Source organism: Streptomyces sp. NPDC039424 (assembly GCF_055639495.1).
Map to the genome: position 1 here is coordinate 199,878 of NZ_JBVKAI010000014.1, position 22,720 is coordinate 222,597.

The 22,720-nt window shown below is 68.5% G+C and carries 17 protein-coding genes; 9 read left to right on the plus strand and 8 right to left on the minus strand.

Going from position 1 to position 22,720, the window contains the following annotated elements; genetic code table 11:
• Window positions 1-8: 8 nt before the first annotated feature.
• The 6 genes from ACZ7L0_RS30450 to eccCa all read right to left on the minus strand — a co-directional run bounded on the left by ACZ7L0_RS30450 (window position 9) and on the right by eccCa (window position 10,306).
• On the minus strand, window positions 9-2,273 hold the full coding sequence (locus ACZ7L0_RS30450; protein WP_471245726.1) for a DUF6571 family protein: 2,265 nt from the start codon (window positions 2,271-2,273) through the stop codon (window positions 9-11).
• Window positions 2,274-2,283: 10 nt separating this feature from the next.
• Window positions 2,284-2,718, minus strand: coding sequence for a hypothetical protein (locus tag ACZ7L0_RS30455; protein WP_471245727.1), 435 nt, complete (start codon window positions 2,716-2,718; stop codon window positions 2,284-2,286).
• A gap of 51 nt (window positions 2,719-2,769) precedes the next feature.
• The gene (mycP, locus tag ACZ7L0_RS30460) at window positions 2,770-4,179 is read right to left on the minus strand and encodes a type VII secretion-associated serine protease mycosin (protein WP_471245728.1); all 1,410 of its coding nucleotides are present in this window, start codon (window positions 4,177-4,179) and stop codon (window positions 2,770-2,772) included.
• A 29-nt stretch (window positions 4,180-4,208) separates the two neighbouring features.
• The gene (locus ACZ7L0_RS30465; protein ID WP_471245729.1) at window positions 4,209-5,759 is read right to left on the minus strand and encodes a WXG100 family type VII secretion target; all 1,551 of its coding nucleotides are present in this window, start codon (window positions 5,757-5,759) and stop codon (window positions 4,209-4,211) included.
• Entirely contained in the window at window positions 5,759-6,274 is a 516-nt protein-coding gene (locus ACZ7L0_RS30470) for a hypothetical protein (RefSeq protein WP_471245730.1), read from the minus strand. Before ACZ7L0_RS30470 ends, ACZ7L0_RS30465 begins: the two co-directional genes overlap by 1 nt.
• A gap of 69 nt (window positions 6,275-6,343) precedes the next feature.
• Window positions 6,344-10,306, minus strand: a complete 3,963-nt coding sequence (eccCa, locus tag ACZ7L0_RS30475) for a type VII secretion protein EccCa (RefSeq protein WP_471245731.1) — start codon at window positions 10,304-10,306, stop codon at window positions 6,344-6,346.
• A 162-nt stretch (window positions 10,307-10,468) separates the two neighbouring features.
• On the opposite strand from eccCa, the gene eccD reads away from it, so the two are divergent.
• The 6 genes from eccD to ACZ7L0_RS30505 all read left to right on the plus strand — a co-directional run bounded on the left by eccD (window position 10,469) and on the right by ACZ7L0_RS30505 (window position 17,604).
• On the plus strand, window positions 10,469-11,938 hold the full coding sequence (gene eccD / locus ACZ7L0_RS30480; protein WP_471245732.1) for a type VII secretion integral membrane protein EccD: 1,470 nt from the start codon (window positions 10,469-10,471) through the stop codon (window positions 11,936-11,938).
• A gap of 197 nt (window positions 11,939-12,135) precedes the next feature.
• Window positions 12,136-12,423, plus strand: a complete 288-nt coding sequence (gene rpsO / locus ACZ7L0_RS30485; protein ID WP_030177470.1) for a 30S ribosomal protein S15 — start codon at window positions 12,136-12,138, stop codon at window positions 12,421-12,423.
• A 299-nt stretch (window positions 12,424-12,722) separates the two neighbouring features.
• On the plus strand, window positions 12,723-14,960 hold the full coding sequence (locus ACZ7L0_RS30490) for a polyribonucleotide nucleotidyltransferase (protein ID WP_471245733.1): 2,238 nt from the start codon (window positions 12,723-12,725) through the stop codon (window positions 14,958-14,960).
• Entirely contained in the window at window positions 14,957-16,336 is a 1,380-nt protein-coding gene (locus ACZ7L0_RS30495; RefSeq protein ID WP_471245734.1) for a M16 family metallopeptidase, read from the plus strand. The genes ACZ7L0_RS30490 and ACZ7L0_RS30495 overlap by 4 nt, the downstream gene beginning before the upstream one ends.
• A gap of 46 nt (window positions 16,337-16,382) precedes the next feature.
• Window positions 16,383-17,135 (plus strand): 4-hydroxy-tetrahydrodipicolinate reductase, encoded by a 753-nt coding sequence (gene dapB, locus ACZ7L0_RS30500; protein ID WP_471245735.1) that lies wholly within the window; start codon window positions 16,383-16,385, stop codon window positions 17,133-17,135.
• Between the two features lie 16 nt (window positions 17,136-17,151).
• Window positions 17,152-17,604 carry a hypothetical protein gene (locus ACZ7L0_RS30505; RefSeq protein WP_471245736.1) on the plus strand — a complete coding sequence of 151 codons (453 nt, stop codon included), beginning with the start codon at window positions 17,152-17,154 and terminating at the stop codon, window positions 17,602-17,604.
• A gap of 75 nt (window positions 17,605-17,679) precedes the next feature.
• Here ACZ7L0_RS30505 and ACZ7L0_RS30510 read toward each other — a convergent pair whose 3' ends face one another.
• Both ACZ7L0_RS30510 and ACZ7L0_RS30515 read right to left on the minus strand, forming a co-directional pair.
• Window positions 17,680-18,234 carry a hypothetical protein gene (locus ACZ7L0_RS30510; protein ID WP_471245737.1) on the minus strand — a complete coding sequence of 185 codons (555 nt, stop codon included), beginning with the start codon at window positions 18,232-18,234 and terminating at the stop codon, window positions 17,680-17,682.
• A 90-nt stretch (window positions 18,235-18,324) separates the two neighbouring features.
• A complete protein-coding gene (locus tag ACZ7L0_RS30515) occupies window positions 18,325-18,561 on the minus strand; it encodes a hypothetical protein (protein WP_471245738.1) in 237 nt (78 codons plus the stop codon).
• 176 nt (window positions 18,562-18,737) lie between these two features.
• Between ACZ7L0_RS30515 and thyX the strand changes: the two genes are divergently transcribed.
• The 3 genes from thyX (at window position 18,738) to ACZ7L0_RS30530 (ending at window position 22,425) form a co-directional block, all read left to right on the plus strand.
• The gene (gene thyX / locus ACZ7L0_RS30520; protein WP_471245739.1) at window positions 18,738-19,478 is read left to right on the plus strand and encodes an FAD-dependent thymidylate synthase; all 741 of its coding nucleotides are present in this window, start codon (window positions 18,738-18,740) and stop codon (window positions 19,476-19,478) included.
• A 193-nt stretch (window positions 19,479-19,671) separates the two neighbouring features.
• Window positions 19,672-20,571: a 4-hydroxy-tetrahydrodipicolinate synthase gene (gene dapA, locus ACZ7L0_RS30525; protein WP_471245740.1), complete on the plus strand. Its 900-nt coding sequence runs from the start codon at window positions 19,672-19,674 to the stop codon at window positions 20,569-20,571.
• A gap of 168 nt (window positions 20,572-20,739) precedes the next feature.
• Complete coding sequence (locus ACZ7L0_RS30530) at window positions 20,740-22,425, plus strand: ribonuclease J (protein ID WP_471245741.1); 1,686 nt, start codon at window positions 20,740-20,742, stop codon at window positions 22,423-22,425.
• The last annotated feature ends 295 nt before the right edge of the window (window positions 22,426-22,720 follow it).

Sequence of the window (22,720 nt, forward strand, 5' to 3'; positions counted from 1 at the left end):
CGTCCCTACTAGTTCTTCGGCATTCTGGAGGCTTCACCCGCGAAGTACTTCTCCACGTCATCCTTTGCCGCACCGAAGCCGTCGTCGACCGCTGTGGCCGCCGTGGACTGGAAAAGACCAAGGTCGGGGCTGTGACGCAAGTCAGTTGCCGAAATGGATTGTTTTGTGGTGGTGACGGTGTCGTTCTTGAGGTCTTCCCAGCTCGCCCCGTTCCGGTACACCTGGTCCGCTAGGTGATCGTGCTGATTCGCCCCCACGATACCGTTGAGGACTTCTCCCGTAGCGGTGCCAAGAAGGCCGCCCGCGATGGTGCCGGATGGGCCTACGAACGGCGACGTGCCGAGACTTACTCCGATGCCTGCAAGGCTGCCCGCCCAGGTTCCCGCCTTTCCGAGGGCGGTGTTGTAGCTGCTGTCGTGTTCCACGATCTTGTTCTCAAGTGCATAATCGCGGCCGGCGCCGATGATGCCTTCGATCTCGCCGGCGTCCTTGGCGAAGCTGGTGACCGCACTATTCATGGCATCCCGATGGTCAGGGGAAAGCTTGTTGACGTAGAGCTCGGGGTGCTGTGCGTGGAAGTCAACGATGCTGGCCGTGTACTGGTGCTGGCCCAGATTCACCGCCGCGTACCCGTCAGGGTCCTGGGCGACTGTGTGCAGGAAGCGCGTTACGTCACGCTCGTGCAGCCCGGCGTCCGCCCCATTGTTCGGGAACATGACGTCCAGATCACCCTTGTTCGGATCCAGTGCCCGGTGGATGTCGGACATGTACTCGGCGGAAATCTTGCCGAGGCTGTCCGCCATTCCGTCCCGTACCAGATCCGGGTTCTTGGACATGTTGTTCACGATGTTCTTCATGATCTCGGCCTGATCCTTGGAATGAACTGAAGTCTCAGGCGAGGGGCCGTCCTCGTAACTGTGGCCGGTAGTCGCGGCCTCCAGAGCGTGCCCGAGTGATACGAAGCCAGGAAGCCCCTGCTTCTGATCGGGGTTCGGTACAAAGTTTGCACTGTCCTGTGGCCAGACACGCGGCTCAGGACCGTTCTTGGTTTCCACCCCGGTGAGGTAGTTGAAGTGCTCCTTGTCGTGCAGGAACTCGGTCGAAGCGTGCGGGTTGTGCCCCAAGGCCTCAAGGAAGCCCGTCATGGGGTCCTTACCGTCATCGTTCTTCGCCGCGCCGAAGTTCAAGGCATCGTAATACTGTCCGCCGTGCGACCAAAGCTGAGGAACGTTGGTGTTCTTTTCGTAGTTGAACAGCTTGTCGCCGTAGTCGTTCAGGAACTTGGTGTCGAATTCTCCCTGCCGCATCAGACTGCTCGTGATCTGGAACCCGTAGGGACCCGTCGTGTCCTTGGTCGGATCAGTGATGAACTGCTGATCCCCCAGGTCGATGACGTCCTTCTTCCACTGCTGCATCTGCGGGCTGTTCGAGTGCGAGGCCTCTGCCAGCGTGAGACTGAGATTCTTCTGCAAATCCTTGAGGGTGGCAAGTTCCTTTTTGGGCAAGTTCCCCTGATGGGAGTCCGCGACGGCCGCCCAGAAGGTCATGGTGCCCTTGCCACCCATGCCCGTTGCTACCTTCTCGGAGAACAGCCTGTCACCGGTGTGCTCCTTGAGGAGCTGATTCGCATGGGCCAGCTCAGCGGGCGACGCGTCGGCACCCTGCTTCGAGATCGCGACGAACTCCTTGGCGTCCGCTACTTCCTGCGCCTTTTCAGCATCTTTAAGGGAGTTGTAGTCGGTGCCCGAGAAGTTGTTATCGTCCTTCCCGACCAGTGTGCGCAGCGCACGGGAGGCAATGTCGTCGGCGTCGTTAGCCTTGTCCAGTGCTGCCTTGATGTCCGCGCGGACCTTGTCGAAGTCCGCTTCCTTGGGGTCCGGCCCGTCGTAGTCCTTGCCGCGGCGGTCGGGATGGACCTGATAGCTGACGACACCGTTGGAGTCGACGCGGATCCCCTTGGCGGGTGCGTCGTCGACCACATCGTTGAGATTCTTTTTGGCTGCCTTGAACTCGGCCAAGGCGTCACGAAGGATGTTCCGGATGCTCTCGGCTTCCTTGACCGCGTCTCCGAACTCCTTCGCGGTTTTCTTGACGAAGGGCAGGGTGATGCCAGCGTTCTCGCCCTTCCAGTCGGCTTTCTCGGCCTTGCGCTGCAGCCCGTTCTCCGCCTTTTCCTGGAGAGTTGTCAGTTTCTTGACTGCCTCTGTCCAGTCATCGACGGCATCCTGCATGCTCCCCAAGCGGGCCTGGAGCAACTGGTCGAAACTCACCATGATGAAAGCCTCACTTGAAGTGCTTGCCGATCTCTTCGACGGAGAGGTTGGTCACGAGGACTTCTTCGTGGTTCTTGTGAGTGATGACCGTGTCCTCGAGATGGTTGTGGATGTGGGCGCACGCACTCAGCAGCGCTTCCGCCTGTGACCGCCACGTGTCCCATGCCGAGTACAGGGCCAAGCCGGTCTTGAAGCCGTCATCGGTCAGATCGGTCGACGCCGTGTTCGTCTGAGCACCTGCGTGGAAGGCATCGGTCTCAAGGTGGTGGTACAGCTCCTGCGCCTCATTGCCCACGGCCTTTAGATCAGGCGACGTCACGGTGTAGTCGGAACCACCGCCGCCTCCTCCGCCTCCGCTGGCGGCGAGCTGGTTCAATTCCATGCTGCTGTGCTGGCGGGCCGCGGCACTGCTGCGGGCCTGGCCCCACAACTCATCGAACGACACGTCGGTCCTCCCGGTTGTCACTGGCGCTTGATCGATTACGTGCTCGCACGCTCACGGGTGCTGTCCCGGGCGGGGCGGCGCTCCCTCGGTCGGCGTGCCGGTGACATGGCCTTGGGGTGGACCGAAGGACGGGTGCTGCTGCTGTTGATGGGGCGCGTACGGCTGGTGCGCGGGCGGCATCGGTGGTGCGGTCGGCACCGGAGCCGTTTGACGCCTGCGTGCGCGGAGCATCGGGATCGTGATGGCGGCCCCGAGCAGTGCGGCGGCTGCGATGCCCAGACCGATCCACAGGGGGGTGTTGCCGCCGTCGTTCTCCTTGGATGCCGTGGCTTCGGTCTTGTCAGCGCTCTTGCCGACACTTGCGGAGCCGTTGGAATCGGACGCCTCAGGAGACGGGGACTTGGAGGCCGCGGCGGCCAGGTCGGGGAGCGGGTACTCGTCGGCTGGGCCCGGGTCACCTGGATTTTGGAGGGCGACACGCGGGCGGACGATGCCGTAACCGAAGTCGTCGTTACGCGTCCAGCTCTTCTCGTTGCCCTTCATCGTGTTGATGAGCACCCGGAGGACCTGGTTGTTCGTCCAGTCGGGGTGCTTGGACCAGATGAGGGCGGCGGAGGCGGAGGCGAGGGCGGTGGCGTCGCTGGTGCCCTGGCTCTTACAGATCTCCGTTCCACCGAGGCACGCATGGAAGATGTTCACTCCAGGGGCGGTGACGTCAACCTCCGACCCGTGCTGGGAGAACGCGGCCCGCTTGATCTTCTGTGTGATCGCGCCCACTCCTACGACGCCGGGTGTAGAAGCCGGGTACTCAGGGAGGTTGGAGGTATCACCGCTGTTGCCAACACCTGCGAAGATCAGTTTCCCTTTGGCGATGGCGTATTCGACCGCGCTTGCCAGCTCCGGTGTGCTGACGTTTTTGCGACCAGGTGAGTTGCCGGCCGCCATGGAGATGTTGATGATCTGGGCCTTGGAGTCTGCCGCGTAGCGGATGGCCTTGGACATCGTTGCGGAGTAGACGGATCCCTCGTCGACTTGACCGAATTGCTCCGTCGAATAGCGCATGCGGATAGGCAGGATCTTGGCTCCCGGCGCGAGCCCGTACGAGCCGTCCAGCGAACCCCGTGCGCCAGTGGCCGCGATGAGCGCGGCCATGTCAGTGCCGTGGCCGGCGATGTCGGTGTGTTCGTCGCCGCGCTGGGTCGAGTAGTCCTTGCCGTCCAGTACCTGACCCTTGAGGTCGGCCAATGAGTCGTCGACTCCCGAGTCGATGACCGCCACCGTGATGCCACGGCCGGTACTCGTCTTCCACATCTCGTCGGCGTGCATGGCATCGAGGTGCCACTGGCGAGCTCGGACCGATTCCGCATGGGCGGGGGTGGCGGCAACCCCGACGAGCAGCAGGCCGAGAACAGCCGACGCCGTCGGCAGGGGCCGCAGTGTCCGCTTGCCTCTGGTACGCATATGCCTTCCTGGGTGGGATCGTCTCGGGCTCAGTCGATCACTGGAGGAAGAGTCCGGCGATTGTCCCGTGTCCAGGTCTCTTCGTCCTCAGCGAGGTAATCCGGGCGTTGGCCCTCCTGCTGCTGCTCCTTACGTGCGTTGGAGGGACGACCCGTCGCTCCCGTACGGCCGGCCGCCGAACCGTGCCCTGGATCAGCGGCATTGGTCGACGGACGGACGAGTCCCGAACCGCCGGCGGTGAAGGGTCGCCCGCCGCTACGTCCGGGCTGACCCGGACGGCTGCCGACGACGCCGCCTGTCTCCGAGGCCAGGCGACGGCCGCCGACCAGGCCGCCGCCGGAGCGCGTTCCCCCACCGGCGGGAGAGCCCGGGGACATGCCCCGCCCCATGGGGGTGCGCCCCTGCGCGTTTTCCTTGCCGATGACCGTTCCACGCGGGATGCTGTTCGCCGCCCGTCCGGGATTCGTAACCGGGCGCCCCCCGACGATTCCCGTCTCACGTGGCATGCGAGGAACGCTCCCGGTCGCCCTTCCCAATCCGGGCACTTGCGGGAGACGCCCGGAAGCAGGCACACGCCCAGGGGATGGCAGGCCGGGCTCACGCCCGCCTCCCCTGAAGGTAGGCGGCACGGCGGTTGGCTGGTCAGGCAGCGGCACCCCTGGGTGCGGCACACGAGTTTCGGCGGGAGTCGGGGAGGCAGGAGGCGCGGTCCGCGGGAGCGTGTCTGCGCTGTCGATGTCCAGGGAGACCGGCTGCGATTGCTGCACGTGGTGTCCACCCAGGCCTGGGGAGGCTTGACCGGTGACGGCAGGCGAGCCCGAATGCGTGGCGGCGTGGGCTCCGGTGCCGCCCCCTTGCACGGCAAGGTAGCCGCTCCCCGAGCTGCTGCCGCCGCCGCTCGCGTAGGTGCTACCTCCTGACTCATGGCTCTTGCCGTCGGCGACCCACCAGTTGTCGGAACCCGTCTTGCCCGCCGGCGGCGAAAACGTAGGCGGCGGCACACTGTTCACCTCCTGCGCCGAGTACTCATACGCCTGAGCCAGCTTCCGCATCTGCTGAGCAGCCTCAGCGCGAGCCGCATCGATGCGCCCCTGGGCCGCCGTCGCGTCGGAATGGGCGGTCGTCGCCAGTTTCCGGGCGTCGGGGTCGTTGTGGGCGCCGGGCTGCTTGGCCGCCGCGATCGTCGCGTGGGCGTCGGCCAGGTCGGCCTTGGCCTGGGTCGTCTCCGAGGTGTCCGGCATGGCCGCCTTCGCCTCGGTGATGGCCTGTGACACCGTGTCCATCCAGCGCGAGGCCACCTCGGCGTACTGCCCGAGCCGAAGGGTCGCGCTCGCCGTCTGGCCACCCCAGTCACGGAAGGAGTCGCCCGCCTGGCCCTGCCACTCCAGCCCCTTGACGTGCTGCATGAGGTCGTCGCCGATCTTGGTGATCGTCGAGGCGGCCTTGGAAAGTCTTCCGGCGAGGTGGGAGGCGCCCTCCGAGCTGGCTTCGTCCAGCATCGCCGCCAACTGCTCGTGGGTCATGGACTCGAAGTCAGTACGAGCGAGTTTCGGTTCTCGCCGCGCGGGCTGCTCAGCCATTACAGGCCCTCCTCGCTCTCCGCCGCAGGTGTCGAGGTCGGCGACGCGGTCCGCTGGTCGGCGTACGGATCCCGGTCGGCCACGTAGTACTTCTCGGTCTCCGCGTTGACCTCCTTCATCCGCGCCCGGATGTCGTCATCCAGATTCGCGTAACCCACCCGAGACGCGTGCACCGCCAACCCCATCCCCTCGATCTGTGCGCTCAGCGCCTTCGAGAGGTTCTCCAACTCGTCGTGGACGAGGGTGTAGGAGTCGTAAAGGAACTGTGCTTCCTTGAAGTCGGAGGAGCCCAGCTGGGCGCGGGACAGGCGGTCCTGGCCGACCTTGCCCGGGGCCGCCTCCGACTTGTCGAGCTCGATGAGCAGCTCGTCGACGCGCTTCTTGAAGTTCTTCATGGCGCTGTGCTGAATGTCGAGCGCCATCTGCGGGTTCACCCCGGCCAAGCTGTCGAAGGACTTGCCCGTGTCCGGTGCGTCGTGGCTACCGCCCGACCCGCTGCCCCCGTTCGAACTCACCTCAGCCGCCTCCCCGTTCTCCCCGTTCGCTTCGTTCACCTGAACGAAGTAAAGACTCGATCAATCACTCTAGTGGCGTTGCGGAAGCAACCCCACCTGAATCAGCGACGTACCGCGCTTGCGCGACACGAACACGCCACGGCCCGGCGGCATCGGACGGGCCCGGACCGTGCCCAGGATGTCGCCCTCGCTCGGGTCGCCCGACAGGACCACACCCTGCGCGCCCAGCTCCTTCACACGCTGCATGAACGACTCGTACATGGCCCGTGAGGCACCGGCCGCGCTGCGGGCGATGATGAACTTGACGCCCACGTCGCGCGCGAAGGGCAGGTGCTCCACCAACTGGGCCAGTGGGTTGCCCGAGTTGGTGGCGACCAGCTCGTAGTCGTCGATGATGACGAACAGCTGCGGGCCGTTCCACCAGCTGCGGTCGCGAAGCTGCTGCGGCGTGATGTCCGGCTTCGGCGCGCGCATCTCCATGAACTGGCGGATCGCGTCCATGTGGACCTGCATCGCCGACGCCATGGGGGCGTACTCCAGCAGGTGCTCCTCCGGCACCGTCTCCAGCATGGTGCGCCGGTAGTCGCCGACGACGATCCGGGCCTCGGCGGGTGTGTAGCGTTCCGTGATCTGCTTCGCGATCAGGCGCAGCAGGTTCGTCTTGCCGGACTCGCTCTCGCCGAAGACGAGGAAGAACGGGTCGGTGTCCAGGTCGATGAAGACGGGCTCCAGGTTCGCCTCGTCGATACCGACCGCGATGCCGTGCTGCGGGAACTCGAAGCCCTTGGGCAGCTGGTCGGCGGGCAGCTTGCGGGGCAGGAGACGGACCGTGGGGGCCGCCGGGCCCTGCCAGCCGGCCTTCGCCGCCTGGACGAGCTGAGCCGTCGCCTCGGCCAGGTCGTCCGGCGAGGAAGAGCCGTCGACACGGGGCAGCGCCGCCATGAAGTGCAGCTTCTCCGGCACCTGGCCACGACCGGGGACGCCGGCCGGCACGTTCATGGCGACCTTGCGGTCGAACTCGGAGTCCATGACGTCGCCCAGGCGCAGCTCCAGGCGGCCCAGGATCTGGTCCTTGAGGGCCGCCCGCACCTCCATGTAGCGGGAGGCGGAGACGACGACGTGGACGCCGTAGCCAAGGCCTCGGCCCGCGATGTCGTTGACGACACCTTCCAGGCCCTCGTAGTCGGTCTTGAAGTTGCCCCAGCCGTCGATCACCAGGAACACGTCGCCCCAGGCCTCGCCGGGCAGTTCGCCCGCCGCGCGGCGCCTTCGGTACGTCGTGATGGAGTCGACGCCGTTGGCGCGGAAGAACTGCTCGCGGCGGTTGAGGATGCCCGCCACCTCCGCGACCGTGCGCCGGACCCGCTCCGGGTCGAGGCGCGAGGCCACACCGCCCACGTGGGGGAGGTCCGACAGCGAAACCAGACCGCCGCCACCGAAGTCCAGGCAGTAGAACTGCACCTCGTGCGGGGTGTGCGTCAGCGCGAACGACGTCACCAGGGTGCGCAGGAGCGTCGACTTTCCGGACTGCGGGCCGCCCACGACCATCATGTGGCCCGCCGCGCCGGAGAAGTCCCGGTACAACACCTCGCGCTTCTGCTCGAAGGGCTTGTCGATCAGACCCAGCGGAACCGTCAGACCACCCGGACGCGAGTACTCGGGTGCCTGTAGGCCCCGTTCCGGGGACACGGACAGCGCGGGCAGCAACTGGTCCAGCGTCGGCGCCTGGTCCAGCGGGGGCAGCCACACCTGGTGCGCGGGCACGCCCTGGCCCTCGAGCCGCTGCACGATGACGTCCAGCACGGTGTCGGCCAGCGCGTCGTCCTCCGGACGGGCGGCCGGTTCCTGCAGTCGCGCCGGGTCGGGGGCCAGGTAGGCCACCGGCACGGGCGGCGCCGTGAAGAGCGCCGGCCGGCGCTCGATGGACAGGCTGCCCTGCGTGACCACGGGCCCGCCCGCACGGTACGTCCCCGACACGTACGCCGCCTTGAAGCGGACCATCTCGTCCGTGCCGAACTTCAGGTACCCGGAGCCGGGGACGGAGGGCAGGTGATAGGCGTCCGGCACGCCCAGGGCCGCACGGGACTCGGCGGCGGAGAACGTGCGCAAACCGATCCGGTACGACAGGTAGGTGTCCAGGCCCCGGAGCCGGCCCTCCTCCAGGCGCTGCGAGGCGAGCAGCAGGTGCACACCCAGGGAGCGGCCGATGCGGCCGATCTGGATGAACATGTCGATGAAGTCCGGTTTGGCCGTGAGGAGTTCGCTGAACTCGTCGATCACGAGGACGAGGGAGGCCAGCGGCTCCAGGGGCGCACCCGCGGCACGCGCCTTCTCGTAGTCGTGGAGGTTGGCGTAGTTGCCGGCCGAGCGCAGCAGCTCCTGGCGCCGTTGCAGCTCGCCCCGGATGGCGTCGCCCATGCGGTCGACCAGGGTCAGGTCGTCCGCCAGGTTGGTGATCACGGCCGCGACGTGCGGCATCTGCGACATGCCGGCGAAGGTCGCGCCGCCCTTGAAGTCGGCGAGGACGAAGTTCAGCGTCTCGGAGGAGTGGGTGACCGCGAGGCCCAGCACCAGGGTGCGCAGCAGCTCCGACTTGCCGGAGCCGGTGGCGCCCACGCACAGACCGTGCGGGCCCATGCCGTCCTGGGCGGCCTCCTTGAGGTCCAGCATCACGGGCTGGCCGTCCTCGCCGACGCCGATCGGCACGCGCAGCCGCTCCGGCGTGGAACGCGGCCGCCACGTGCGCGTGACGTCCACGGACGCGGCGTCGCCGAGGCCCAGCAGATCGGTGAAGTCCAGGTTGGCGAGCAGTGGTTCGTCATCGTCGCCGCCGCCCATGCGCAGCGGCGCGAGCTGCCGGGCCAGGGCCTCCGCGGCGGGCAGGGACAGCCCGTCGGGCACGCCCTCGTAGGCGACGCCGCCGCCGGAGTCCAGCCACAGCCGCTCCGGGCGTACGACGACGGACAGGTCGCCGCGGGCCTGGTCGAGCTCGCCGGGGACCACCTCGACGATGGTGACTCCCTGCAGGCCCTCCGCCGCCGCGAACGCGGAGGTCGGGGGCACCATGCCGCCGTCGAGGACCACCAGGATGTGCGGCTGGTCCAGCAGTGGCTGAGCGTCCCGGCCGAAGCGCGGCCGGCCGTCCAGGCGGCCGGTCAGCAACTGCTCCAGCTCGCCCAGGTCGTCGCCGAACAGGCGGCGCGTGCCGGCTCCGTCGAACTGCCCCGGCAGCTGGCAGTGCGGCAGCCACTTGGTCCAGTCCCAGCGGCCCACCGCGCCGGGGGACGTGACGACGGCCACGATCAGGTCGTCGGGGGAGTGCAGGGTGGTGGCCTGGGCCACGAGCGAGCGTGCCGCGGCCTGCGCGCACTCCGGGTCGCCGGACACCGTCACGTGGTAGAAGGCGCGGAGCGAGACCGCCACCGGCAGGCCGTCCAACTGGCCGTGCACCGCCAGGAACCGCTGCATGGCGCCGGCGCTCAGCGGTTCCAGCTCGTCCACGGGCGCGGTGTGCGGCGCCACCAGGGGCGTGGACAGCTGCTGCGGGCCCAGTCCGATCCGCACCTGGCCGAAGTCCGCGTCCCCGACCCGCCGTTCCCACACCCGGCTGCCCTCGGCGACCACCGACCACAGCTGCTCCGGCGACGGATGCAGGTACAGCTGGGCGTCCCGCTGCCGCAGCGCGGTCTTGCGGACCGAACGCCGGGTCTGCGCGAGGTACCGGAGATAGTCGCGGCGCACATCGGCCATTTGCCCTTGCGTACCGCGGCGGTAGCGGATGATCTGCGAGACCACCATCGCGGCCGTCGACATCAGCATCACCACGCCCATGATCCGCATGAACGGGTGGGCGTTCGGCGACGCGAAGTAGAACACCACCGACGAGCCCATGCCGAGCGTCGGCAGGACCTGCATCAGCATGCCCTCCTGCTGCCCGCGCGGCAGCTCGGGAGGAGCCTCCAATTGCAGCTCATCCACGGGCACTTCGGGCGGCAAGGTGCGCGGCGGGCGCTTGATGACGATCTGGCTCACCGGAGCATCAATCCCCCTATACGGACGATCGGTTGATCACCGGCACCCCCGTGGCGACGGTCGTCCTCCGTGTGCCGGCGATCCTACTTGCCACCACTGACACCGCGTGCCGGTAGGGTGACGCCCGCAGCGTACGCATCCGCGAACAGGGGGGCAGTGAAGGTGAGTACGACCGCGGCGACGGGGTTCTGCAGGGTCACGGTGGTGGCACCCGACAGCCGGATCGACGTGGCGCTCCCGGTGGACATCCCCGTCGCGGACGTCTACCCGGAGATCCTCCGCCTCACGGGCCAGACCCAGCCCGTCGGCACCCCGACCGGCTACCACCTGGTCCGCCGCGACGGCAGTGTGCTCGACGGCGCCCGCACCCTCGCGGACGAACGGGTCCTCGACGGCGAGGTGCTCAGCCTGCGCCCCTTCGCCGAGTCGCTGCCGCCCGCGGTCTACGACGACGTCTCGGACGCCGTCGCCTCCGCCGTCGTACGCGACCGGCACCTGTGGAGCGACGACCTGCTGCGCGTCGCGGGCCTGACCGGCGGCGCGCTCCTGTTGCTGCTGTGCGGCTTCGTCCTCTGGTACGCCGATCCCGTGCGCCACGACACGCACGGGCTGCCCGGAGTCATCGCCGGCGGGCTCGGCCTGCTGCTGACGGCTTTCGCGAGTGTTCGTGCGCGGGTGTACGCGGACCGGGCCGCGGCCGTCGCGGTGGGGCTGGGCGCGCTGCCCCTGCTGATGATCGCCGGCGCCGGAATCGTCGCGCCGCCGGACGGGCAGGGTCCGGGCAAGCTGCAGTTCATGCTCGGCTGTGTGACCGTCCTGGTGGCCTCGGTCGCGCTGGTCGCGCTCACCCCCGGCGGGGACGCACCCTTCGTGGCCGCCTCCTTCCTGGCGACGGCGGGCACCCTCGCCACCTTCGTGGCCATCCTCGGCGAGGCGTCCGCCACGGGAGCCGCCTCGGTGTGCGCCCCTGTCGCCATCGGACTGGTGGCGTTCCTGCCGGGCCTCTCGGCCCGCTTCGCCCGGCTGCCCATCGGCTACGCCTCGCCGCGCTCCGCCACCCACGACGACTTCGACCCCGACCCCGCGCAGGGCCCGGACGCCGACCCGCTCGACGCCGAGCGCATCGCCGCACAGGCCAGGCGCGGCCACGAGATGCTGCTCGGCCTGGTGGGCGGCACATCGGCGGTGGTGGTCGCCGCCGCGGCGGTCCTCGGCTTCTCGGACAACGTCTGGGGCCGGCTGCTCGCCCTGACCACGGGGCTGGCCATGCTGATCCGGGCCCGGCTCTTCCGGTACACCTCCCAGGTGGCCTGCGTCCTGGTGGCCGGCCTCGCGGCCGTCGCGCTGCTGCTGCTCGGCCTCGCGCTGCACCCGCCGGCCGGGGCCGTCGCCGACTTCGTCCTGCACGGCGAGCGCGGTGCGCTCGATCTGCGCGCCGCCTTGCTGACGGCTGCCGTCGCGGCCGGGGCCGCCCTGATCACCGGGATCGGCATCGTCGTACCGCGCAAGGGGCTGTCACCCTTCTGGGGCCGATTCCTCGACCTCGCCGAGGGCGCCGTCCTGCTCACCCTGGTCCCGCTCTGCCTCGCGGTACTCGGTGTCCTCACCGAGGTGCGCTCCCTGGTGGGATAGGGCGGGGCCGCGCCGTCCGCGGGCACTGGTACCCTGGCTGATGGCCGTTTGTGTACGCACCCCCGGAGCCCCGCAGGCACCCCCTGCAGGCCCTGGAGGCCGCGCCCAGCGGATCCCCGCCTCCCGAGTAACGGAAGCTCCCCCGAGACAAAGACCGGGGGCACTCGGTGGCCACTTGAAGACTACGAGGAGTACGCGTGTCGCTCGACGCCGCTACGAAGAAGCAGATCATCGGCGAGTTCGGTACCAAGGAGGGTGACACCGGCTCCCCCGAGGTCCAGGTCGCTCTGCTGTCCCGTCGGATCTCCGACCTGACCGAGCACCTCAAGACCCACAAGCACGACCACCACTCCCGCCGTGGTCTGCTGATCCTGGTCGGTCAGCGCCGCCGCCTGCTGCAGTACCTCGCCAAGAAGGACATCCAGCGCTTCCGTGCGCTGGTCGACCGCCTCGGCATCCGCCGCGGTGCGGCGGGCGCCAAGTAAGTCGCCGTGAAGGGAGCGGTTCCCGTGGAACATCGGGGGCCGCTCCCTTTGCCGTACGTACGGAAACGTGCGGAGTGTCACCCACGCTTTGTAGTGTGGTAGCAAAACGCAATACGTAGGACACGAGGAGAAGCGCACCACGCCGCCGCCGGTCCTCGGTAGTGGCCCCCGGGGGGAAGCGAGCCCCGGGTGCTTCGATCGAAGACCGGCCCGCACTGCACGGAGCGCTTCTCCGCCACCGTCCCCCCGCCACACGGGCGGGGAGGGACGAAAGACGACAAGTAACGGAGAAAACGCTAGTGGAGAACGAGACCCACTACGCCGAGGCCGTCATCGACAATGGCGCCTTCGGTACCCGCACCATCCGCTTCGAGACGGGCCGCCTGGCCAAGCAGGCCGCCGGTTCCGCCGTGGCGTACCTGGACGACGACACCATGGTGCTGTCGGCCACCACCGCCTCCAAGAACCCCAAGGACCAGCTCGACTTCTTCCCCCTGACGGTGGACGTCGAGGAGCGCATGTACGCGGCCGGGAAGATCCCCGGTTCCTTCTTCCGCCGTGAGGGCCGGCCGAGCGAGGACGCGATCCTCACCTGCCGCCTGATCGACCGCCCGCTGCGCCCGTCCTTCAAGAAGGGCCTGCGCAACGAGATCCAGGTCGTCGCCACGATCATGGCGCTCAACCCCGACCACCTGTACGACGTCGTGGCGATCAACGCCGCGTCCGCGTCGACGCAGCTGGCCGGCCTGCCCTTCTCCGGCCCGATCGGCGGCGTCCGCGTCGCGCTGATCCGCGGTCAGTGGGTGGCCTTCCCGACGCACACCGAGCTCGAGGACGCCGTCTTCGACATGGTGGTCGCCGGTCGCGTCCTGGAGGACGGCGACGTGGCGATCATGATGGTGGAGGCCGAGGCCACCGACAAGACCATCAAGCTGGTCGAGGGCGGCTCCGAGGCGCCCACCGAGGAGGTCGTCGCCGCCGGTCTGGACGCCGCGAAGCCCTTCATCAAGGTGCTCTGCAAGGCCCAGGCCGACCTCGCGTCGAAGGCCGCCAAGCCGACCGCCGAGTTCCCGATCTTCCTGGACTACCAGGACGACGTCCTCGAGGCGCTGACGGCCGCCGTCCGCCCCGAGCTCGCCCAGGCGCTCACCATCGCCGGCAAGCAGGAGCGCGAGTCCGAGCTGGACCGCGTCAAGCAGCTCGCCGCCGAGAAGCTCCTGCCGGAGTTCGAGGGCCGCGAGAAGGAGATCTCCGCCGCGTACCGCTCGCTGACCAAGACCCTGGTCCGTGAGCGCGTCATCAAGGAGAAGAAGCGCATCGACGGCCGCGGTGTCACCGACATCCGCACGCTGGCCGCCGAGGTCGAGGCCATCCCGCGGGTGCACGGTTCGGCCGTGTTCGAGCGTGGCGAGACTCAGATCCTGGGCGTCACCACCCTCAACATGCTCCGTATGGAGCAGCAGCTGGACACCCTCTCCCCGGTGACCCGCAAGCGCTACATGCACAACTACAACTTCCCGCCGTACTCCACCGGTGAGACCGGCCGCGTCGGCTCCCCGAAGCGCCGCGAGATCGGCCACGGCGCCCTCGCCGAGCGCGCCCTCGTGCCGGTGCTGCCCACGCGCGAGGAGTTCCCCTACGCGATCCGCCAGGTGTCCGAGGCCCTCAGCTCCAACGGCTCGACGTCCATGGGCTCGGTCTGCGCCTCCACCATGTCGCTGCTGAACGCCGGTGTGCCGCTGAAGGCCCCGGTCGCCGGTATCGCCATGGGCCTGATCTCCCAGGAGATCGAGGGCGAGACGCACTACGTCACCCTCACCGACATCCTCGGTGCGGAGGACGCCTTCGGTGACATGGACTTCAAGGTCGCCGGCACCAAGGACTTCGTGACCGCCCTCCAGCTCGACACCAAGCTGGACGGCATCCCGGCCTCCGTCCTGGCCGCGGCCCTCAAGCAGGCCCGCGACGCCCGCCTCCACATCCTCGACGTGATGATGGAGGCCATCGACCGGCCCGACGAGATGTCCCCGAACGCGCCGCGGATCATCACCGTCAAGATCCCGGTCGACAAGATCGGTGAGGTCATCGGCCCCAAGGGCAAGATGATCAACCAGATCCAGGAGGACACGGGCGCCGAGATCACCATCGAGGACGACGGCACGATCTACATCGGTGCCGCCGACGGTCCCTCGGCCGAGGCCGCCCGCGCCACGATCAACGGCATCGCCAACCCGACGATGCCCGAGGTCGGCGAGCGCTACCTGGGTACGGTCGTGAAGACGACCACCTTCGGTGCGTTCGTCTCCCTGCTGCCCGGCAAGGACGGTCTGCTGCACATCTCGCAGATCCGCAAGCTGGCCGGCGGCAAGCGCGTGGAGAACGTCGAGGACGTCGTCGGCGTGGGCCAGAAGGTCCAGGTCGAGATCGCCGAGATCGACTCCCGCGGCAAGCTCTCCCTCATCCCCGTGATCGAGGGCGAGTCCGACAGCGGCTCCGCCGAGGGCGCCGAGACGACGAAGGACGACGCCGACCAGTGACGTCCCGTGGCTCCAAGGTGACGGCCCGCTCCTCCTCGGAGGCGCGGGCCGTCGCCCGTACCCAAACCCTCATCAAGGGCACGGGTGGCATCGGCACGGTCCGCAAGACCACCCTCCCCGGCGGCCTGCGCATCGTCACCGAGACCCTGCCCTCCGTGCGCTCCGCGACCTTCGGCATCTGGGCGCACGTCGGCTCCCGAGACGAGACGCCGTCCCTGAACGGCGCCACGCACTACCTGGAGCACCTCCTCTTCAAGGGCACGCAGCGCAGGTCCGCCCTCGACATCTCCTCCGCCATCGACGCCGTCGGCGGCGAGATGAACGCGTTCACGGCGAAGGAGTACACGTGCTACTACGCGCGGGTGCTCGACACCGACCTGCCGCTCGCCATAGACGTCGTCTGCGACATGCTGACCAGCTCCCTGATCCTGGAGGAGGACGTCAACGTCGAGCGCGGCGCGATCCTCGAAGAGATCGCCATGACCGAGGACGACCCGGGCGACTGCGTGCACGACCTGTTCGCGCACACGATGTTCGGCGACAACCCCCTCGGCCGCCCGGTCCTGGGCACGGTCGACACGGTCAACGCCCTCACCGCCGACCGCATCCGCCGCTTCTACAAGAAGCACTACGACCCGACCCACCTCGTGGTCGCGTGCGCCGGCAACATCGACCACAACAAGGTCGTACGACAGGTCCGTGCCGCCTTCGAGAAGGCGGGCGCCCTCAAGAACCCCGAGGCCCAGCCCTTCGCCCCGCGAGAGGGCCGGCGCAGCATCCGCACCGCGGGCCGCGTCGAGCTGCTGGGCCGCAAGACCGAGCAGGCGCACGTCGTCCTCGGCATGCCCGGCCTGGCCCGCACCGACGACCGCCGCTGGGCCATGGGCGTGCTGAACACGGCCCTCGGCGGCGGCATGTCCTCGCGCCTGTTCCAGGAGGTCCGGGAGAAGCGCGGCCTGGCCTACAGCGTCTACTCGTACACCTCCGGCTTCGCCGACTGCGGCCTGTTCGGCGTGTACGCGGGCTGCCGCCCGAGCCAGGTGCACGACGTGCTGAAGATCTGCCGCGACGAGCTCGACCACGTGGCCGAGCACGGTCTCTCCGACGACGAGATCGGCCGCGCCGTCGGCCAGCTCCAGGGCTCCACGGTGCTGGGCCTGGAGGACACCGGCGCGCTGATGAACCGTATCGGCAAGAGCGAGCTGTGCTGGGGCGAGCAGATGTCCGTCGACGACATGCTGGCGGCGATAGCCGCGGTCACCCCGGACGAGGTCCGCGCGGTCGCCCGCGACATCCTGGGACAGCGCCCGTCGCTGTCGGTCATCGGCCCGCTGAAGGACAAGCAGGCCGCACGGCTGCACGACGCCGTCGTCTAACACCCCTCGCTGTCGTCTAACACCCCTCGCTAAGGAAGCAACAGACATGAGCAAGCTGCGCGTGGCGGTCCTCGGGGCCAAGGGACGCATCGGTGCCGAGGCGGTACGGGCCGTCGAGGCCGCCGAGGACATGGAGCTGGTCGCCGCCCTGGGCCGGGGCGACAAGCTGGAGACGCTGGCGGACAACGGCGCCCAGGTCGCGGTCGAGCTGACCACCCCCGCCTCGGTCATGGACAACCTCGACTTCTGCGTGCGCCACGGCATCCACGCGGTCGTCGGTACGACGGGCTGGACCGACGACCGTCTCGCGCAGCTGAACGGCTGGCTCGCGCAGTCCCCGGAGACCGGTGTGCTCATCGCGCCGAACTTCTCCATCGGAGCCGTGCTGACCATGAAGTTCGCGCAGATCGCCGCGCCGTACTTCGAGTCCGTCGAGGTCGTCGAACTGCACCACCCGAACAAGGTGGACGCCCCCAGCGGCACCGCCACGCGCACCGCCCAGCTCATCGCCGAGGCCCGCCGCCAGGCCGGCACCGCGCAGGCGCCGGACGCCACGGTGACGGCCCTGGACGGCGCGCGCGGGGCGAACGTGGACGGCGTCCCCGTCCACGCCGTACGCCTGCGCGGGCTGCTGGCCCACCAGGAGGTGCTGCTGGGCGGCGAGGGCGAGACGCTCACCATCCGCCACGATTCGCTCCACCACAGCAGCTTCATGCCGGGCATCCTGCTCGGCGCGCGCCGCGTGGTGACCACTCCGGGCCTGACCTTCGGCCTGGAACACTTCCTGGACCTGGGCTGACAAGAGGCCTGCTCACATGCGCGCGAAGATCTCCTATGCCGTCACGGCCGCCGTCCTGGTCTTCTACTTCCTCCTGGTCGGCAGCCGCGGTGTCATGCTCATCCAGTCCGGCACGATCCTCACCGTCACCTTCGGGGTCGCGGTACTGATCCTGCCGGTGATCGGCCTGTGGTTCCTGTGGAAGAACACCCAGTTCGTCCGCAAGGCCAACCAGCTCGCCGCCGAACTCGACGCCGAGGGCGGCCTGCCCGTGGACGAGCTGAAGCGCACCCCGAGCGGCCGCGTCGACCGCGACTCGGCCGACGAGGTCTTCGCCAGGCGCAAGGCCGAGACGGAGGCCGCCCCCGACGACTGGCGCAGCTGGTTCCGCCTAGCCGTGGCCTACCACGACGCCCGCGACACCCCACGCGCCCGCAAGGCGATGCAGCGCGCGATCGCTCTGCACGAGGGCAGGCCGGTCCAGGCCTGAGCCATACGGCGACGAAGACGAGAAAAGGGCCGGTCCGCACCGCTGCGGACCGGCCCGTTCACGTCGCTTCCGGGCTCAGTCCCGCCGGTACTCCGCCGCCCACGCCTCCACCGCGTCCGCCGCCCGGTCGAAGGCCGAGGGCCGGGCCAGGAAGTCCAGGCCGTGCGTGGTCAGCAGCGGCGGCAGGTCCTCCGTGCCACGATCCCTGTGTACGAGGGTCAGCGCCTGCCCCTGCACCGTGCGGGGCAGCCCCAGCCAGCGAACCGGCCGCTGCACCGTGCGCACTCCCGCGATCCGCTCCCACGGCGCCGTACGCGTGAGGAGGAAACCCACCTGGCGCACCCCGCGCTCGCTCACCCACACGCCCATGCGCAGCAGCCGCAGCGCGCCGAGGATGATCACCAGCGCGATGCCGAGGACCGTCCCGGCCGAGGACAGTGAGCCGGTCAGGGCGATGAGGACCGCGGCGAACAGCACGAACGAGGCGAGCATCAGGCACAGCGCCGCGGCGCCCACCCGCCAGGGTCCGGGCCGGTAGGGGCGCCGCCAGCGGTCGCGGTCGTCGTACGGCAGCGCGCTGTCGGGCGCCGCCTCGAACGTACGGTCGGCCGTCAGGAAGGGCAGGGGCACGGCTGGTCCTCACTCAATCCATGCATGGGCTGTGCCCGGTGAGGCTATCCGCCTGTGTTCCTGCTCACCACCCGAGGGGGCCCGGAAGAGTCAGTGCCCCTGTGAAGCCTGTGACTGCTGGGCCTGCGCGCCGGACGGTGTGGACAGCGCGGGCATCCCGAGGAGCAGGGAGCCCACGAGCCCGGCGACGATGGTGAGCGCCAGCAGCCAGCGCCCGGCTATCTGGCCGACGGACGCCCGCTCAGGGGCCGGGGGAGTGACATTGCCGCGGAACCTGTCGGCCTCGGCGAGGAAGGCGAAGGGTACGGGCTCGCGCCGACGGAACATCGGGGACGAGTCTCCTTTCGGGGTAGAACGAGTGCCTCTCATCAACACAGACGCACGGGTCCCCGAAAGGGTGCCCGCTTTCACCGACTTCATCGGGTCCCGCCACTCAACGCCCCGTTTCGTGGGGCCGTAGAGTGGCGTCGCCAAGAGACGAGATGGGAAGGACCCTCCGCATCGTGACCCCCACCCCCGACGACGAACTCAAGATCGACCTGCGTAGCGACGTCACCGTCGAACTGGTCAAACACAGCGCGGCTGACTCGGACGTGCTGTTCGCGGCCCGTGTGTCGACCGTCGGGGAGAAGTCCCTGGACGAGTTGAGCAAGGACCCGGAGCGTTCCAAGGGCCTGATCAACTACCTGATGCGGGACCGGCACGGCAGCCCCTTCGAGCACAACTCGATGACCTTCTTCATCAGCGCCCCGATCTTCGTCTTCCGCGAGTTCATGCGGCACCGCGTGGGCTGGTCGTACAACGAGGAGAGCGGCCGCTACCGCGAGCTCCAGCCGGTCTTCTACGTCCCCGACGAGTCCCGCAAGCTCGTCCAGGAGGGCCGCCCCGGCAAGTACGTCTTCGTCGAGGGCACCCAGGCCCAGCAGGAACTGGTCGGCCGCGTGATGGAGGACTCCTACCGGCAGGCGTACGAGGCCTACCAGGAGATGCTGGCCGCCGGCGTCGCGCGCGAGGTGGCCCGCTCGGTCCTCCCGGTGGGCCTGTTCTCCTCGATGTACGCGACCTGCAACGCCCGCTCGCTGATGCACTTCCTCGGCCTGCGCACCCAGCACGAGCTGGCCAAGGTGCCGTCCTTCCCGCAGCGGGAGATCGAGATGGTGGGCGAGAGGATGGAGGCCGAGTGGGCCAAGCTCATGCCGCTCACGTACGCCGCATTCAACGCCAACGGCCGCGTCGCGCCGTAGCGCGGCACACATGTACGGGTCAGCCTGGCGAAGTGTCCGTATTGCGGCATTTGGGGAAGTTCATCTAGCCTGATCAAACGGACCCGGCACTGCTTGAACCCCCGAGCAGGCAGTGCCGGGTTCCTCTTTTGTCCTGACTTTCCCGGCACCCCAAGGGAAGACCACGTATTGCGTACCGAGTAGCGTGTTACCCATGGCTCCGACCTCGACTCCGCAGACCCCCTTCGGGCGGGTCCTCACCGCCATGGTCACGCCCTTCACGGCGGACGGCGCACTCGACCTCGACGGCGCGCAGCGACTCGCCACCCACCTGGTGGACGCAGGCAACGACGGCCTGATCGTCAACGGCACCACCGGCGAGTCGCCCACCACCAGCGACGCGGAGAAAGCGGACCTCGTACGAGCCGTACTGGAGGCGGTCGGCGACCGCGCCCACATCGTGGCCGGCGTCGGCACCAACGACACCCGCCACAGCATCGAGCTGGCCCGCACCGCCGAGAAGGTCGGCGCACACGGCCTGCTGGTCGTCACGCCGTACTACAACAAGCCCCCTCAGGAAGGCCTGTACCGGCACTTCAAGGCCGTCGCCGACGCCGCCGAGCTGCCGGTCATGCTGTACGACATCCCCGGTCGCAGCGGCGTCCCGATCAACACCGAGACACTGGTCCGGCTCGCCGAGCACCCGAGGATCGTCGCCAACAAGGACGCCAAGGGCGACCTCGGCCGCGCCAGCTGGGCCATCGCCCAGTCCGGCCTCGCCTGGTACTCCGGCGACGACATGCTGAACCTGCCGCTGCTCTCCGTGGGCGCGGTCGGCTTCGTCTCGGTCGTGGGCCACGTGGTCACCCCCGACCTGCGGGCCCTCGTGGAGGCCTTCGTCTCGGGTGACGTCCAGAAGGCGACCGAGATCCACCAGAAGCTGCTCCCGGTCTACACCGGCATGTTCCGCACGCAGGGCGTCATGACCACCAAGGCCGCGCTCGCGCTCCAGGGCCTGCCCGCCGGACCGCTCCGCGCGCCTATGGTCGAACTCACACCCGAAGAGATCGCCCAGCTCAAGATCGATCTTGCTGCCGGCGGGGTACAGCTCTAGTACCAGACTTCGCGCGCCGCGCGCCGCGCACCAAGGCTCCACAACTGAATACCAACTGAATGAGCGGGCCACCGGTGCCCGTACCCCACAACGACAACTGCTTCTGCACGAACGTCATGCGCGCCACGTGCCCTACCGGTACGTGGCGCGTGTGGTGAGGAGAGTCTTTTGAGTCATCCGCATCCTGAACTGGCCCCCCCGCCGCCGCTGCCCGAGGGCGGCCTGCGGGTCACCCCGCTCGGCGGCCTCGGCGAGATCGGCCGAAACATGACGGTCTTCGAGTACGGAGGCCGCCTCCTGATCGTCGACTGCGGAGTGCTCTTCCCCGAGGAGGAGCAGCCCGGAATCGACCTGATCCTGCCGGACTTCTCGTCCATCAGAGACCGCCTCGACGACATCGAGGGCATCGTCCTCACCCACGGCCACGAGGACCACATCGGCGGTGTCCCCTTCCTGCTCCGCGAGAAGCCGGACATCCCGCTGATCGGCTCCAAGCTGACCCTCGCCCTCATCGAGGCCAAGCTCCAGGAGCACCGCATCCGTCCGTACACCCTCGAGGTGACGGAGGGGAACCGCGAGCGCGTCGGTCCCTTCGACTGCGAGTTCGTCGCGGTCAACCACTCCATCCCCGACGCGCTGGCCGTGGCCATCCGCACCCCCGCGGGCATGGTGGTCCACACCGGCGACTTCAAGATGGACCAGCTCCCGCTCGACAACCGGCTGACCGACCTGCACGCGTTCGCGCGGCTGAGTGAGGAGGGGATCGACCTTCTCCTCGCCGACTCGACGAACGCCGAGGTCCCGGGGTTCGTGCCGCCCGAGCGGGACATCTCCAACGTCCTGCGCACGGTCTTCGCGAACGCCCGCAAGCGGATCATCGTGGCGAGCTTCGCCAGCCACGTCCACCGCATCCAGCAGATTCTGGACGCGGCGCACGAGTACGGCCGCCGGGTCGCCTTCGTCGGCCGTTCGATGGTGCGCAACATGGGCATCGCCCGGGACCTGGGCTATCTGAAGGTCCCGCCGGGTCTGGTGGTCGACGTCAAGACGCTCGACGACCTCCCGGACCACGAGGTGGTCCTGGTCTGCACGGGCTCCCAGGGCGAACCGATGGCGGCGCTGTCGCGCATGGCGAACCGCGACCACCAGATCCGGATCGTCGAGGGCGACACCGTCATCCTGGCGTCCTCGCTGATCCCGGGGAACGAGAACGCGGTGTACCGCGTGATCAACGGCCTGACCCGCTGGGGCGCGAACGTCGTCCACAAGGGCAACGCCAAGGTGCACGTATCGGGCCACGCGTCCGCGGGCGAGCTGCTGTACTTCTACAACATCTGCCGCCCGAAGAACCTGATGCCGGTGCACGGCGAATGGCGCCATCTGCGGGCCAACGCCGAACTCGGCGCGCTCACCGGCGTTCCGCACGACCGGATCGTGATCGCCGAGGACGGCGTGGTCGTCGACCTCGTCGAGGGCAAGGCGAAGATCTCCGGCAAGGTCCAGGCCGGATACGTCTACGTCGACGGCCTCTCCGTCGGCGACGTGGGAGAGCCGGCCCTGAAGGACCGCAAGATCCTCGGTGACGAGGGCATCATCTCGGTCTTCGTGGTCATGGACTCGTCCACCGGAAAGATCACCGGCGGCCCGCACATCCAGGCCCGCGGTTCCGGCATCGAGGACTCCGCCTTCTCGGACGTCATCCCGAGGATCACCGAAGTACTGGAGCGGTCGGCCCAGGACGGCGTGGTCGAACCTCACCAGATGCAGCAACTCATCCGCCGCACGCTGGGCAAGTGGGTCTCGGACAGCTATCGGCGCAGGCCGATGATCCTCCCGGTCGTCGTGGAGGTCTGACCCGCGTACGACCCCTCGTACGCGTGAACATGGAGCGGGGCGCCCCGATTTGCATCGGGGCGCCCCGCTCCAGTACGTTTACGGCTCCGCCCGATCGGGAACCCGGACACCTCATACGTGACCGGCGAGTCCCGGAGCGGGTGGAAATTCCGACTCAGAACTTCTGATAAAGTCGGAACCGCCGGAAAGGGAAACGCGAGAGCGAGAACCTGGAAAGCACCGAGGAAATCGGACCGGAAACAGTCTGATAGAGTCGGAAACACCGAAGGGAAGCCCGGAGGAAAGCCCGAGAGGG

What these genes read in the sequence shown, in the direction of transcription:
- mycP (WP_471245728.1), bottom strand. Translation starts at nt 4,179, where the DNA reads ATGCGTACCAGAGGCAAGCGGACACTGCGGCCCCTGCCGACGGCGTCG.
- ACZ7L0_RS30465 (WP_471245729.1), bottom strand. Translation starts at nt 5,759, where the DNA reads ATGGCTGAGCAGCCCGCGCGGCGAGAACCGAAACTCGCTCGTACTGAC.
- ACZ7L0_RS30450 (WP_471245726.1), bottom strand. Translation starts at nt 2,273, where the DNA reads ATGGTGAGTTTCGACCAGTTGCTCCAGGCCCGCTTGGGGAGCATGCAG.
- ACZ7L0_RS30515 (WP_471245738.1), bottom strand. Translation starts at nt 18,561, where the DNA reads ATGTTCCGTCGGCGCGAGCCCGTACCCTTCGCCTTCCTCGCCGAGGCC.
- ACZ7L0_RS30505 (WP_471245736.1), top strand. Translation starts at nt 17,152, where the DNA reads ATGCGCGCGAAGATCTCCTATGCCGTCACGGCCGCCGTCCTGGTCTTC.
- dapB (WP_471245735.1), top strand. Translation starts at nt 16,383, where the DNA reads ATGAGCAAGCTGCGCGTGGCGGTCCTCGGGGCCAAGGGACGCATCGGT.
- dapA (WP_471245740.1), top strand. Translation starts at nt 19,672, where the DNA reads ATGGCTCCGACCTCGACTCCGCAGACCCCCTTCGGGCGGGTCCTCACC.